The 13,152-nt window shown below is 55.9% G+C and carries 14 protein-coding genes and 1 tRNA gene; 8 read left to right on the top strand and 7 right to left on the bottom strand.

All coding sequences use genetic code 11. The features are described from left to right. Window positions 1-280 precede the first annotated feature (280 nt). Entirely contained in the window at window positions 281-1,222 is a 942-nt protein-coding gene (gene glsB, locus BF12_RS0101800) for a glutaminase B (protein ID WP_035158591.1), read from the top strand. Between the two features lie 396 nt (window positions 1,223-1,618). Here the strand turns inward: glsB and BF12_RS0101795 are convergent, their stop codons facing one another. The 6 genes from BF12_RS0101795 to BF12_RS0101770 all read right to left on the bottom strand — a co-directional run bounded on the left by BF12_RS0101795 (window position 1,619) and on the right by BF12_RS0101770 (window position 6,881). Further along, window positions 1,619-3,076 carry an NAD-dependent succinate-semialdehyde dehydrogenase gene (locus BF12_RS0101795; protein ID WP_024950772.1) on the bottom strand — a complete coding sequence of 486 codons (1,458 nt, stop codon included), beginning with the start codon at window positions 3,074-3,076 and terminating at the stop codon, window positions 1,619-1,621. A 156-nt stretch (window positions 3,077-3,232) separates the two neighbouring features. Next, window positions 3,233-3,586, bottom strand: a complete 354-nt coding sequence (locus BF12_RS0101790; RefSeq protein WP_024950771.1) for a hypothetical protein — start codon at window positions 3,584-3,586, stop codon at window positions 3,233-3,235. Window positions 3,587-3,664: 78 nt separating this feature from the next. Continuing rightward, complete coding sequence (gene folX, locus BF12_RS0101785) at window positions 3,665-4,069, bottom strand: dihydroneopterin triphosphate 2'-epimerase (protein WP_024950770.1); 405 nt, start codon at window positions 4,067-4,069, stop codon at window positions 3,665-3,667. A 108-nt stretch (window positions 4,070-4,177) separates the two neighbouring features. Next, window positions 4,178-4,729, bottom strand: coding sequence for a GTP cyclohydrolase I FolE (gene folE, locus BF12_RS0101780; RefSeq protein ID WP_024950769.1), 552 nt, complete (start codon window positions 4,727-4,729; stop codon window positions 4,178-4,180). Window positions 4,730-5,059: 330 nt separating this feature from the next. After that, window positions 5,060-6,043, bottom strand: a complete 984-nt coding sequence (locus BF12_RS0101775) for a serine/threonine protein kinase (RefSeq protein ID WP_024950768.1) — start codon at window positions 6,041-6,043, stop codon at window positions 5,060-5,062. Between the two features lie 238 nt (window positions 6,044-6,281). Continuing rightward, window positions 6,282-6,881 carry a ComF family protein gene (locus tag BF12_RS0101770; protein ID WP_156941109.1) on the bottom strand — a complete coding sequence of 200 codons (600 nt, stop codon included), beginning with the start codon at window positions 6,879-6,881 and terminating at the stop codon, window positions 6,282-6,284. Between the two features lie 360 nt (window positions 6,882-7,241). On the opposite strand from BF12_RS0101770, the gene bioB reads away from it, so the two are divergent. The 7 genes from bioB to BF12_RS0101740 all read left to right on the top strand — a co-directional run bounded on the left by bioB (window position 7,242) and on the right by BF12_RS0101740 (window position 12,353). After that, the gene (gene bioB / locus BF12_RS18225) at window positions 7,242-8,447 is read left to right on the top strand and encodes a biotin synthase BioB (RefSeq protein ID WP_024950766.1); all 1,206 of its coding nucleotides are present in this window, start codon (window positions 7,242-7,244) and stop codon (window positions 8,445-8,447) included. Between the two features lie 6 nt (window positions 8,448-8,453). Next, a complete protein-coding gene (locus BF12_RS18220; protein ID WP_345917337.1) occupies window positions 8,454-9,629 on the top strand; it encodes an aminotransferase class I/II-fold pyridoxal phosphate-dependent enzyme in 1,176 nt (391 codons plus the stop codon). Further along, window positions 9,542-9,793 (top strand): aminotransferase class I/II-fold pyridoxal phosphate-dependent enzyme, encoded by a 252-nt coding sequence (locus BF12_RS23300; protein ID WP_345917339.1) that lies wholly within the window; start codon window positions 9,542-9,544, stop codon window positions 9,791-9,793. Before BF12_RS18220 ends, BF12_RS23300 begins: the two co-directional genes overlap by 88 nt. After that, window positions 9,781-10,572, top strand: a complete 792-nt coding sequence (locus BF12_RS20980) for an alpha/beta fold hydrolase (RefSeq protein ID WP_024950765.1) — start codon at window positions 9,781-9,783, stop codon at window positions 10,570-10,572. Before BF12_RS23300 ends, BF12_RS20980 begins: the two co-directional genes overlap by 13 nt. 1 nt (window position 10,573) lies before the next feature. Next, window positions 10,574-11,395 carry a methyltransferase domain-containing protein gene (locus BF12_RS0101750; protein WP_024950764.1) on the top strand — a complete coding sequence of 274 codons (822 nt, stop codon included), beginning with the start codon at window positions 10,574-10,576 and terminating at the stop codon, window positions 11,393-11,395. A gap of 10 nt (window positions 11,396-11,405) precedes the next feature. Beyond that, window positions 11,406-12,176, top strand: a complete 771-nt coding sequence (gene bioD / locus BF12_RS0101745) for a dethiobiotin synthase (RefSeq protein ID WP_024950763.1) — start codon at window positions 11,406-11,408, stop codon at window positions 12,174-12,176. 92 nt (window positions 12,177-12,268) lie between these two features. Further along, window positions 12,269-12,353, top strand: a tRNA-Leu gene (locus BF12_RS0101740). A gap of 344 nt (window positions 12,354-12,697) precedes the next feature. On the opposite strand, the gene BF12_RS0101735 is transcribed toward BF12_RS0101740, so the two are convergent. After that, complete coding sequence (locus BF12_RS0101735; RefSeq protein ID WP_024950762.1) at window positions 12,698-13,069, bottom strand: hypothetical protein; 372 nt, start codon at window positions 13,067-13,069, stop codon at window positions 12,698-12,700. Window positions 13,070-13,152: the final 83 nt, after the last annotated feature.

The raw sequence follows: 13,152 nt of genomic DNA, 5'->3' as shown, positions 1-13,152 counted from the left end.
TTCTGCAAGGAAATACAAAATGAATACGTGGGAAGCAGCGTGGTACTGAGTGGTGCTGCTTCGATGAAATTAATGATAGTGAGTCTCATCTGCATTATGAAATCACTTTACCCTACGTTATCGATAAGCCTTGGCTATCGCCCTTCCCGACGCCTGCTCTGATCCACGCGCGCCAGTCGAGCACAGATCCGCTAGAATGCACTGCCAGTCGGTTAATCGGTGCTGACTAGCAGCTTTAACTTTTTTTCTTCTTTTCTCCTTTTGTTCCTGCAAGGTCGCCATGACGCCGCATATTGACTCCGCTACCCTCCAGACACTGCTTGAACGCCTGACCGAAGATGCCGCTCGCTGTTTCAATGAAGGCAAGGTGGCCGACTACATTCCGGCGCTGGCAAAGGTAGATCCGGATCAATTTGGTATCGCTGTGTGCCATGTAGACGGTAGCGTCCAGTACGCAGGTAACGCTCGGACACGCTTCTCGATACAGTCCATCTCCAAGGTGCATGCGCTGGTACTGGCGATGCAGCGCCTTGAATCCGATGAAATCTGGACACGCGTGGGCCGTGAGCCTTCCGGTCAGGCCTTCAATTCGATCATGCAGCTGGAGGTGGAGAACGGTATACCGCGCAATCCCTTCATCAATGCAGGTGCGCTGGTGATCACCGACCTGCTGGTGTCACGCATCGTCTCGATCCAGAACACTCTGCGTGAGCAGCTCAGACGGCTTTCCGGCAGTGATGACATCGGCTTTGACGAGAAGGTCGCTCGCTCGGAGATGGACCACAAGGCACGCAATGCCTCACTGGCCTATCTGATGCAGGCCTACGGCAATGTCCATGCTGATGTGGATGATGTGCTGGATACTTATTTTCACAGTTGCTCGGTGGAGATGGACTGTGTGGAGTTGGCACGTAGCTTCGCCTTCCTCGCCAACCGTGGCGTCAATCCACTGGATGGCAAGCAAGTGGTCACGACGCTGGAGACACGTCAGATCAACGCACTGCTGCTGACCTGCGGGCTATATGACGCAGCGGGCGACTTCGCCTGGCGGGTGGGCCTGCCGGGCAAGAGCGGCGTCGGCGGCGGGATCATCGCGATTCTACCGGGGCAGATGAGCATCTGCGTGTGGTCGCCGCGCCTGGACGGCTATGGCAACTCGATTGCCGGTCGTCATGCACTGGAAGGACTGGTGGCAGGGATGGGGCTCTCTCCTCTTGGCTGAGCACGGCGACAGGCGACAGGGCACAAAAGACAGCCAACAAAAAGGGCGAGCCGCGTCCGCCACGCTACTCGCCCTGTCTTCAATCCGTGAAGACTATCACCACAGGTCCCGCTTATTCACTGTAGTTTACTTAAGAACATTCACAAGTAAGTGAATGCCGACAAGCTCATCAAGAGATTACCGTCACTGACCAGTAAAAGTGCTGAGCTTTTGCCTCAGCCATAGGGATACCACGCGTTAGAGCACAACTGATTGCCAAGTCCTCTAAAGCAACGAGAACCCATTAAAGTGAAAGCGCCCGCTCGATTCTCCTCGAGCGGGCGCTTCGTTTGCGATTCTGCCTTACTGATGTGATGCATCAATTCAGCAGTGATCACAAAATACAGACCAGATTCATCAGGTCAAAGACAGGCACAGATACTTGGTTTCCATATACTCTTCGAGACCGTATTTGGAGCCCTCTCGACCCAGCCCCGATGCCTTGGTGCCACCAAAGGGTGCCGCAGCATTCGAGATAAGACCGGTATTGATACCGACCATGCCATAGTCGAGACCTTCCGAGACACGCCACACACGCTTGAGATCACTACTGTAGAAGTAGCTGGCGAGGCCAAACTCGGTGTCATTGGCCATCTCAATAGCCTCTTCCTCACTTTCGAAGGGGAAAATGGCCGCCAGCGGACCAAAGGTCTCTTCACGCGCGACCTTCATCTCTGGCGTCACCTGAGTGATCAGCGTCGGCGTGAAGTAGCTCCCCCCCAACGGATGCGGGTGTCCACCCAGCAGCAACTCAGCGCCCTTATCAAGGGCATCACGCACGTGCTCGGTGACCTTCTCGACAGCATCATTGTCGATCAGCGGGCCGACCTTGACGCCTTCATCAAGTCCGTTACCAATCGTCAATTCAGCATTCATCGCGGCCGCCAGCTTCTCGCTGAAAGCATTCACGACGCTGGACTGAACGAGGAAACGGTTGGTACACACACAAGTCTGACCGGCGTTTCTGAACTTGGCGGCCATCGCGCCTTCAACTGCAGCATCGAGATCAGCGTCCTCGAATACCAGGAAGGGAGCATTGCCACCCAGTTCCAGCGAAATCTTCTGAATGTGCTGGGAAGCATTGGCCATCAAGCCGCGACCCACTTCGGTGGAGCCGGTGAAGGTCACCTTGCGCACGATGCTGGAATCCGTCATGGCAGCGGCAATGTCTTTTGCCGAACCCGGCACGACATTGAACACACCGCGCGGCACACCAGCGCGCTCAGCCAATACCGCCAGCGCCAGTGCGGAGAACGGGGTCTGGCTGGCCGGCTTGACGACAATGGGGCAACCCGCTGCCAGTGCGGCACCCGCCTTGCGAGTGATCATCGAGCACGGGAAATTCCATGGCGTGATGGCAGCGACGACGCCAACAGGCTGCTTGAGTACGATAATGCGCTGATCACGCTTGGCGGCCGGAATAGTATCACCGTAGATACGCTGACCTTCCTCGGCAAACCAGCGCAAGAAGCTGGCAGCATACTGAATCTCACCAGCGGCTTCGGCCAGCGGCTTGCCCTGCTCCAGCGTCATGATGCGCGCAAGATCATCCTTGTGCTCAAGCATCAGCGCATACCACTTCATCAGGATGTCAGCGCGCTCGAGGGCAGGCGTATCTTTCCAATCAGAAAAGGAGCGCTGGGCAGCCTCGATGGCACGCTCAGTCTCGGCATAGCCCAAACGCGGCACACGACCAATGATCTCGCCAGTGGCGGGATTATTGACCTCTACCTGCTCGCCAGAATCAGCGGCTACCCAGCCACCGTCAATATAGGCAAAGGGGCGAAACAGACTGGTATCGTTAAGATGTTCCATAGTGGACTCCCGAGACATGCATGCAGGTCAAGCCGAGATATCGGTAGCATCAAGCTCCTGATTCCTTAAATGCCACTTGGATTCCATCTAGGCACCAAGAATGCTCAAGGACGTCAGACACTACCGATACGTTCAAAGGCTACCGATAAGACTAGCCTAGTGGGTGGGGGCGTTACTCAACAACCACAACCCCAGCAGTGTTATCAGCAACAGAGCGATCAGGCTTTTCGCCAACCATGGCGAACCAATACGAGAAGTAGAGGACGTAGGAGAATCCGAGAGGGAGGACGGTTCAGCAGGCATCTTCTTGCGTGCCTTCTGTTGCTTCACTCGTGCATTGAATACTTGTACGGCACGCCCATTACGCACTTCGAAATCGACTGCCAGCCCACTGCCAGGCAAGCCGCGTCCGCGCCAGCCGACCAGATCAAAGATATGCTCTGCGCCCTTCTCATCCACGATAATGCCTTCCTGGCGATCATCATCGAAGGTCTTGATTTCACCTAGCACGTCACGACTCCTGATATTCGAGCGATATTCGACAGACTCTATCTGACAGAGCATCAAGCCGGAGACACCAGACTCTCGTCAGGTGTGATCTTCACGGCTGTCGGACAGCGTAATGGAGACTGAATCAGAGAAGCGCAGCGCATGCGGTTTGTCGATTTCGACCTGTGCCGTCATCACCTGCTCATGCCTCATCACGATATCGAGCACTTCACGCGTCATGCGTTCGAGTAGCGCAAAGCGGCCATCCTCGACATGGGCGATCAGTTGCTTGGTGATGGTGCGGTAGTTGAGCGCTTCGCTGATGTGATTGAACTGCACCGCACGTGCAGCGCGATAGCGGATCACGACATTGATCACGACGTCCTGACGATTCTGGATCTCATCTTCGTTGATACCGATATAGGTACGCAGACGCAGATTCTTGATCCGGATGGTGGCGAGATCGTGATCGAGATGTTCATCATGCAGGGCATGCATCGGCATCGGCTGGTACTCCGATCAGGGAGGGCGTCCTCAAGGAGATATCATTCTCATGAGGTGGCGCCCTCAATCGATAACGCCGCCGGAAGCGGCGGCGTCGTGGTATTCACATCAGCTAATCAGCGTCAAAAATTCCTGCCGGGTCGGCTGATTGTCACGGAAGGCGCCTAGCATGACCGACGTCTTCATGCTGGAATTCTGCTTTTCGACGCCGCGCATCATCATGCACATATGACGCGCCTCGACGACAACCGCTACACCACGCGCACCGGTCACCTGCTGGACCGCTTCGGCAATCTGTTTGGTCAGGTTTTCCTGAATTTGCATACGACGCGAGTACATGTCGACGATGCGTGCAAACTTGGATAGCCCCAGCACCTTGCCCGCAGGCAGATAGGCGATGTGACACTTGCCAATGAAAGGCAGCAGATGGTGTTCGCACATCGAATACAGCTCGATATCCTTGACCAGTACCATCTCGTCGGTATCGGAGGTAAAGACGGCGCCGTTGACGATCTCCTCCAGCGACTGATGATAGCCGTGCGTCAGGAACTGCATGGCCTTGGCAGCCCGCTTCGGGGTATCCAGCAAGCCTTCACGCTGCGGATCCTCACCGAGTGCAGTGATGATCTGGCGGTAGTGGTTGGCAATCTCTTCGGTCATCCGTCTGCCTATGATATCGGTCAGGGGCGCACGTGAGCGCGCGCATAGCAGGGGTAAAGCACATAAGTTATACAACAGATCATGATCAAACAAACCTCGTACAACTATGTGTTCAATGTCAGGGGCAGATTCTACCTCAGGGATGCCATCAGCGCAGGCCTGATCACGCTCCAGCTCAGCGATTCACCGCCTAGCCTGCTCAGCACTCATAAACATTCCCCACGATATCCTTCCTCGATAACGACATCACCCCCACCGAAGACCGATGAGGGTGATGTTTCGCGCCGACATGCTGTTCAAGCGCGTCTATCGATCAGAGCATCATTTCTGTCAGGCAAGCCAGCGCGGTGTATCCAGCGCGACGCGCTGCTGCTCAAGACTGCGGATATGATCATCCCAGTATCCCAGGCTCGCGACATGTGAGAAGGCTAGCGGGAAGGCAGGATCTTCCCAGCGCCGCACGACCCAGGCGCTATGGCGCACCATGCGTAGAGTACGCAGCACTTCTATCCATTTGAGCTGGCCGCGATCGAAATCACAGTGCTGCTCATAACCTTCCAACACTTCCGAGAGCTGCATGTGCAACTCAGGGTCACTGTCTCCCGTCAGCAGCATCCAGAGATCCTGTACCGCAGGAGCGCTCAGGCAATCATCGAAATCCACCAGCGCGAAGTGTTCATCGCGCCCGAGCATATTGCCGATATGACAGTCACCGTGCGTGCGGATCAGGGCATTCTCTGGCCAGCTCTGCTCGGCGACCAGCGGTCGTAATGCTTCGATCACCCGAGTGTAACTATCACGCTGGCGCTCACTCAGCCAGTCAGATGCCAGCACGCTGTCGCGACTCTCATCGAGGATGCGCGCAGGAGATAGCGTCTCGCGCTCCTTAAACTGGCTCTTGCGCCCAATGGCATGCACACGACCGATCAGCTCACCCAGATGAAAAAGGTGTTCCGCTGATTCTAGTTCTGGTGCACGTCCCACGACGTGGGGAAATAACGCAAAATCAAATCCTTCGTATTGGTGAAGGGTCTCACCATTCGCATTCGCCCAGGCGGGCGCCCCCGGAACACCAGCATCCTCAAGCTCAGCCAGAAAGGCATGCTCCTCGAGAATCTGTGCACGACTCCAGCGCTCCGGACGATAGAACTTGGCCACCCAGCGTCGACGATCGTCATCGGCTAGATGGTAGACACGATTCTCGTAGCTGTTGAGCGCAAAAGGCTCACCAGGCAACCAGAATCCTAGTGACTCGACAGCGGCAACAACACGATCAGGCGCCAGTGCATCAAAAGGGTGGAAGCGTTTGTCCACTTGGCCATCCTGAGCCGTTGATGTCGGCCAGGTATTACCATTGGACAGCGCATCAATATCACTCGAGGTGCCGGAAGATTGCGAGGCAGCAGGTGGAACAGGATCAATAGGCATGGCAATTCCTCGGGCATGGACCAGCAAACGGCTGCCGGACCCTGCATGCTATGAGATTAGACCCTCTCACCGCCAGTCTTCTCCCTGATTGATCACCAAGACGAGTGTGACGCAAGAACAAAGGTTAACCCTCAAGCGTCGCAACAGCTGTCGATAGCGGCGTGCGAGCCAGCACACAGGCCACTACCTCACGAGCACCAGCCTGGCGACATGCCAATGCCAAGCTATCGAGCGTCGCACCACTGGTCATCACATCATCAATCAGCATGACGCTGGCGGGTAAGGAGCCGATGATGTCATAACGCCCTCGCTGCGCTTTTAGACGTCCGCGTCGCCCGCGCAGACGCTGGTCGTCATGAGAGGAGGCATCATCTCTCAGCCTTGCCACCTTCTGGGGATGCTTGCGCACCGTCTTCTCGAGCAACTTGTACAACCCAGACAGTGGATCGTGTCCGCGTAATTTCTGCCGCCTCTCATCTGCTGGCACCAGAATCACGACGGCTTCTGGATGCAGTGACAGCCATGCTTCACATAATGGTGTCAGTTCACGCTGCATCAGCAACCCCAGCAATCTACCTGCACGACGCTGATGTTGGTCCTTGTAGCGCTGAAACAACCCTGCCACTAGCCCTTCATAACGCAGCGGTGCAAAGGTGTGCTGAAACGCAGGCGGCACGAGAAGACAACGCGCGCAGGGTGACATGCTCAGAGCGGCGGAGGCCATGGGCTCAGCACAGCAAGGACAGGCATGACGATTGCGAACAATCATCGCATCGCATTCATCGCACCAGTCACTGTGGCGTACGCTCGTGACCGAGCGCTTCTTGCCCGATGGCATATCGTTCGAGTACTGACTGCCCTCCGAGGTATCGACTGATTGCTGACGCAAGCAAAAGGCGCACGGCCGTGATAGTCGCCATTGGTTAACCTTGGACTCCTTTAATGTTGACAGCGCTCGTCGAAACTCTATCATTCCAGTCAACCTTTAATAACAAGGAACGTTGACCTTTTGATCGACGCACAGAATCGACCAACAGATCTACGCCACCCTCGCCCTGCCCGCCTGAAGAAGGACCTCTATCTCATGACCGTAGAAGCCTCGCCCGTGAACACGCAAGCTGCGAATACAGCAACCGCCACAGCAGCCAGTACATTTACCGGTACAGCTGCTGACATACAGGTGCGGCACGACTGGGGCGTCGCAGAGATAGAAGCGTTGCTGGCGCTGCCCTTCAATGACTTGTTGTTCCGAGCGCAACAAGTGCATCGTCAATATTTCGATGCGAACGCGGTTCAGATCTCCACCCTGCTTTCCATCAAGACAGGCGCCTGCCCCGAAGACTGCAAGTACTGTCCGCAGTCAGGCCACTACAACACGGGGCTTGGTAAGGAAAAGCTGATGGAGATTCAGAAGGTCGTCGAGCAGGCACAGGCAGCCAAGGAAGCCGGTGCCAGTCGATTCTGCATGGGTGCTGCCTGGAAGAGCCCACGCGCGCGCGATCTGGAAGTCGTCACCGAGATGGTGCGGCAAGTGAAATCGCTGGGGCTAGAGACCTGCATGACGCTGGGCATGGTCGATACTCAACAGGCCAAGAAACTGGCCGATGCCGGCCTCGACTATTACAACCACAATCTGGATACCTCGCCGGAATACTATGGCGAAATCATTACCACGCGTAGTTATAGCGAGCGCCTCGATACTCTAGCCAGTGTGCGCGAAGCCGGCATGAAGGTGTGCTCCGGCGGTATTCTCGGCATGGGAGAGACCACTACCGATCGCGCCGGACTACTGCGACAGTTGGCCAATCTCCAGCCGCAGCCGGAATCCGTACCGATCAACATGCTGGTCAAGGTCGCGGGGACACCACTGGAAAACGTCGAGGATCTCGATCCCATCGAATTCATTCGTGCTATCGCCGTGGCGCGCATCATGATGCCGAAGAGCCACGTACGTCTCTCCGCCGGCCGTGAACAGATGGATGACTCTACCCAGGCACTGGCCTTCCTCGCCGGTGCCAACTCCATCTTCTACGGCGAGCGCCTGCTGACCACCGGCAACCCACAAGCCAATCGTGATCGTGAGCTGTTCAGCCGCCTCGGACTGCATCCTGAAAAGCGCGACGAGGTGGCGAGTGATGAAGTGCGCGAAGCCGCACTCAAGGCCGCCATGGAAGAGCAGGCGCGTACCAACGTGGAAGGCAGTCTGTTCTATGATGCCACGCAGGAAGCGACTCCAGCCACGGGCAATGGACATGCCCGCGAGCGCAAGCCGTGCGGCATGGTGGTCTGAATTCACGTGGACGGTATCGATTCAGACCAGAGTGAAAGGTCAACGGCAAGCTTCACGCACCTGGCCAGCCTGCTCACCCATCGTCAGCAGGCTGGCCGCTATCGACAGCGCCTGACACTTGCCTCGGCTCAGGGCGTACACGTCAAGCTCGTCGCTGCCGGCGGTAGCACTCCTGAGCGGCTCAATTTGCTCAACTTTACGGCCAATGACTATCTCGGGCTGGCGGCACACCCCGCCTTGATTGAGGCCGCGTGTGTGGCGGCTCGTGAGTACGGTGTCGGCAGTGGCAGTGCGCATCTGGTGAATGGCCATCAACAGTCACATCATGCGCTTGAGCAACGGTTAGCGACTCTCACTGGCCGGCCACGCGCGTTGCTGTTCTCCACTGGCTTCATGGCCAATCTTGGCGTTATCGATGCGCTGGCCAATGCTTCACGCGCTGCTGGACGCACACTTGCGATCTTTCATGATCGCCTCAACCACGCAAGTCTGCTGGACGGGGCACGACTCGCATCTTCCAACACGACCTCCGTCAGCTCTCGACGCTTCCATCACCGTGACCTTGTTGACCTTGACCGTCAGCTCGGCCTCTCGCGTGCGGATGACCGACTGGTCATCAGTGACGGTGTCTTCAGCATGGATGGTGACTGTGCTGACACCCAGGGCTTGAGTGAAGTATGCCGACGTCACGGCGCTTGGCTGATGATCGATGATGCCCATGGGGTCGGCGTACTGGGCAATCAGGGTGAAGGGTTGGTCAGCCGTGATACCTCGCTGGCTGACGTCCCGATAGTGGTCGGCACATTGGGTAAGGCGCTGGGCAGCGCTGGGGCCTTCGTGGCAGGCAGCGAAACACTGATCGAGAGCCTGATTCAACTGGCTCGTCCCTACATCTACACCACCGCTCAACCGCCACATGTCGCCGCTGCCACCCTGGCAGCACTCGACATCGTCAAGCATGAACCTGAGAGACGCGCTCACTTGCAGGCGCGCATCAAACAATTTCGCGATGCTGTCGCCGTATATTCACAGGAAGCAAGTTGTCGCTGGGACTCGCCGGGCATTCCTCGACGGTTTCAGGTGGTAGCGACGAGATCCTCATACCGATTCAGCCGCTGGTACTGGGTAGTGAAGTACGGGCACTTGCATGGAGTGAGGCGCTCAAATCACGCGGAATTCTAGTCTCCGCGATTCGTCCGCCCACCGTACCGCTTGGCATGTCACGCCTGCGCTTCACTTTCTCAGCAGCTCACCAGATAGAAGATATTGATCAGCTACTGGAAGCTATTGCCGAGGTATTGGCACAGGAGCAGCAATCCAAGGGTGAGACTTCATGGCCGCGCTGACACGCCTGGTGCTATTCAACGGCTGGGGAGTCGATGCGCGAGTATGGCAACCATTGATTACGAGCCTCACTTGTCACCTCGCCTCTCACCAAACCTCATCGCTGCATATGCAGGAAAGGCGGCTTGAGATTCTGACGCCAGACTGGCCACAACCAGCATCCGAAGCCAATACAGCTCATCTGTCAGAACTGGGAGGAGCACACAGCCTGTGGCTGGGGTGGTCACTGGGTGCACTGCGCGCAGAAGCACTGGCAAACTCATTGCCAGCGGAGCAAAAGCCTGGCGCGAGAATCTCATTGGCGATGGGACCTCGTTTCGCACAATCGATATCATCATGTTCTCAGCTGGAATTTCCGGCACTCCCAGCGGGCACGCTGACAACCTTCGCTAACGCCTTCACTCGCTCACCCGAGGCCAGCTGGCAACACTTTCTCCGCTGGCAAGCCAGTGGCGAGGCAGATGCGCGTGACTGTTTGAAACGGCTACGCGCATTGATCGGCACACGTGCCAGCTACTCACCAACAGTATTGTCAGCAGGACTGAATGAGCTCGCGACCCGTGTCATGACACTATCTCGACCAGAGGAATTCTGGCTGGGAAAACATGATCCGTTGCTAGCGCCGGGCTTGACCGCGGCATTACATGAACAGGGGCATCACGTGACTGAGTTTGATGGCGGCCACTGCTTACCCGTCAGCTGCCATGAGGCGCTTGCGGAGGCACTGCTGAAGCGAATGGCATCTGGCGGCAGCCGCATCTGCCAGAGCGAGAACTTCTGACATGCAAACCGCACACTCTCTTCTATCGACGACACGCACCCACATCGCCAAAGCCTTTGATCGCGGCGCTGCCGACTACATTACGCTTGCACAAGCGCAACACGTGATGGCGCGCATGTTGTTCGATGCACTGCCTGTATATCTTCCAGCACGCTCTCGGGTACTGGATATAGGCTGTGGCCCGGGCCACTGGACTCAAGCATTGACTGCACGCTACCCCGTTGCCCACTGCCTTGGGCTCGATCTGTCGATGGCCATGCTGCAAGAAGCCGCTCGTACCGCCGACAATGACAACATCAGCTGGTTACGTGGAGATGCCGAACGGCTGCCACTGGCAAACGACAGCTTCGACCTGGTGTTCTCAAGCCTTGCAGTACAGTGGTGCGATAGGCCAGAAAAATGGCTCAGTGAGATCGCTCGCATCTTGCGCCCAGGCGGCAAGGCCTTTATCAACACGCTCGGCCCCGGCACCTTGAGCGAGGTACGGCACGCCTGGCAGCGCGATGATGATTCAGTGCGTCACTTTCCCTCAGCAGAGACACTTGTCACACTGGCGACATCAGCAGACCTTATCTGCGAATGGGACATGCGACAGCATGTCTTTCACTACCCTGACTTCGCTCGCGTAATGGATTCCATCAAGAGAATCGGGGCACAAACGGCCAGTGGCCGGCGCCTTTTACGCGCTGATTTACAGCATGCTCGATCTCGTCATGAAACATTGCGCACCGAGAAAGGATTACCTGTTAGCTATCACGTAATTGAACTTACACTCGAAAAACCTGTCAACAATGATAATGAAATACAAAGAAAATTTGCATAAAGGCAACAATATGCCCTCACAGGACATACCTCGACCCTCTCTTACCAGTCACGGTATTGCCGCATTTGTCACCGGCACTGACACCGAAATTGGCAAGACCTTCATTGCCAGCGCCTTGTTGGCCCGAGCACGTATGCGTGGCCTTACCACCCAGGGTTTGAAGCCTGTCGCCTCGGACTGCTTTGAGAACCATGATGGATTGGTCAATGTCGATGCATTGTCACTACAAGCGCAATGCACGCCCCCAGTTGACTACGAAGCCATCAACCCTTGGCGTTTTGCGCCTGCCATCGCACCGCATATCGCAGCGCGCCAGGCAGGTGTTGCGCTAGAAGTCAGTGTGATTGAAGCGCACATACGACGTCAGGTGGCGACAGCATCACGTGATCTAACGCTGGTGGAAGGTGCTGGTGGTTGGCGAGTGCCGCTCAATGATGAGGAAGATTTCTCTGACTTGGCCATCCAGCTAGAGCTACCTGTCATTCTGGTAGTGGGATTGAGACTCGGCTGTATCAACCATGCTCGCCTGACACTGGAAGCGATCGAACGCGACGGCCTCGAAGTCGCCGGCTACGTTATCAATCACCTTGAGGCTGACATCGAAGTGAGTGAAGACAATATGGCCACGTTATCGCGTACGCTAAGAGCGCCATGTCTTGGCGTAGTGCCTTGGATGCACGATGACTTGAGCGACTGTCGGCATGCGGCAGAGCGTGCTGCCAGTTATCTGCAATTGCCCTGTGGGCTGGAGTCACGAAGCGAGCACGTCTCAGAAGATTGAGCTGTAATCAGGAGTAAGAAAAATATTGGCTATAAATGCAGACAAGCGATTGACTTGAAAGGCATCACAGGTAGAATACTGTCCAGCTTCTAGCGGGAGTGGTGGAATTGGTAGACACGCCAGATTTAGGTTCTGGTGCCGTAAGGTGTGGGGGTTCGAGTCCCCCCTTCCGCACCATCAGCAGTAACACGCTGATGATTTTCAGGTAATGCACAGCGTAGCCTGTCTTATTCTCTGTAATATCCCCTATTGCAGTGATGTATTTAAAAGAACGTCTCTCTGAAACATCCCTGATTCATCGCTGTTAGCCATTGTCTCAACGCTTGTCAGCACTGCGTTTCGTGATATGTCCTTTCCTCGAGTACCAAACCCTACCCTTTGCTTCAACATTTCTAACACCACAATATCGATTTCAAGAGCATCAGCCTCAAGAATATCGGCCCCCCTCGCGCTATGCTCGGCCACTGCAAGTATGTACTTGCTTAACTCGCAAATGATAATGCTCTCTTCTTTCGCCGATCTCAGCGACGGCGCACCCTGTTCTGTAACGTGGCCAGACTCAAACAGGCACTATTCAAGAGCGCTTGTTGTTGCTGTCGATCATGATGTACTGCCTGAGCGGTAGCCAACTGCTGGTTCACGTATTCAACACCACTGTTGAACTTATAGTAGTCACCACGTGATGCTATCTGACGGAAAGCTTCCAACTGTGTTGATTCCAATTCCAACATCTCGCCACGCGCCACGCGCGGTTCCGCTTGCGCAAGCGCCGAAATCAGTGGGCCCACTGCTTGATTCCACTCATTGCGTCGTGGACGAAAACGCCCTAGCAGAAAGCCAATAGTGCTCCCAGCCACGAGACCGCCTAGCCCCCACAGTAATTCACTCGTCATCTTGGCGCCTCGATGGATTGGCCTGAAAAACACAATTGGTATTCATTATCGGTCAGTATACTCGAGAATGATTACCCCCATAC

The organism is Cobetia crustatorum (assembly GCF_000591415.1).
GTDB lineage: Bacteria > Pseudomonadota > Gammaproteobacteria > Pseudomonadales > Halomonadaceae > Cobetia > Cobetia crustatorum.
The sequence above is the reverse complement of the archived record's forward strand: the minus strand, read 5'-3'. Positions and strand labels throughout refer to the sequence as shown.

Excerpts from the sequence above, each read along its gene's own strand:
- glsB (WP_035158591.1), top strand. The coding sequence starts at position 281 with ATGACGCCGCATATTGACTCCGCTACCCTCCAGACACTGCTTGAACGC.
- BF12_RS0101795 (WP_024950772.1), bottom strand. The coding sequence starts at position 3,076 with ATGGAACATCTTAACGATACCAGTCTGTTTCGCCCCTTTGCCTATATT.
- folX (WP_024950770.1), bottom strand. The coding sequence starts at position 4,069 with ATGCCGATGCATGCCCTGCATGATGAACATCTCGATCACGATCTCGCC.
- folE (WP_024950769.1), bottom strand. The coding sequence starts at position 4,729 with ATGACCGAAGAGATTGCCAACCACTACCGCCAGATCATCACTGCACTC.
- BF12_RS0101770 (WP_156941109.1), bottom strand. The coding sequence starts at position 6,881 with ATGGCCTCCGCCGCTCTGAGCATGTCACCCTGCGCGCGTTGTCTTCTC.
- bioB (WP_024950766.1), top strand. The coding sequence starts at position 7,242 with ATGACCGTAGAAGCCTCGCCCGTGAACACGCAAGCTGCGAATACAGCA.
- BF12_RS20980 (WP_024950765.1), top strand. The coding sequence starts at position 9,781 with ATGGCCGCGCTGACACGCCTGGTGCTATTCAACGGCTGGGGAGTCGAT.
- BF12_RS0101750 (WP_024950764.1), top strand. The coding sequence starts at position 10,574 with ATGCAAACCGCACACTCTCTTCTATCGACGACACGCACCCACATCGCC.
- bioD (WP_024950763.1), top strand. The coding sequence starts at position 11,406 with ATGCCCTCACAGGACATACCTCGACCCTCTCTTACCAGTCACGGTATT.
- BF12_RS0101735 (WP_024950762.1), bottom strand. The coding sequence starts at position 13,069 with ATGACGAGTGAATTACTGTGGGGGCTAGGCGGTCTCGTGGCTGGGAGC.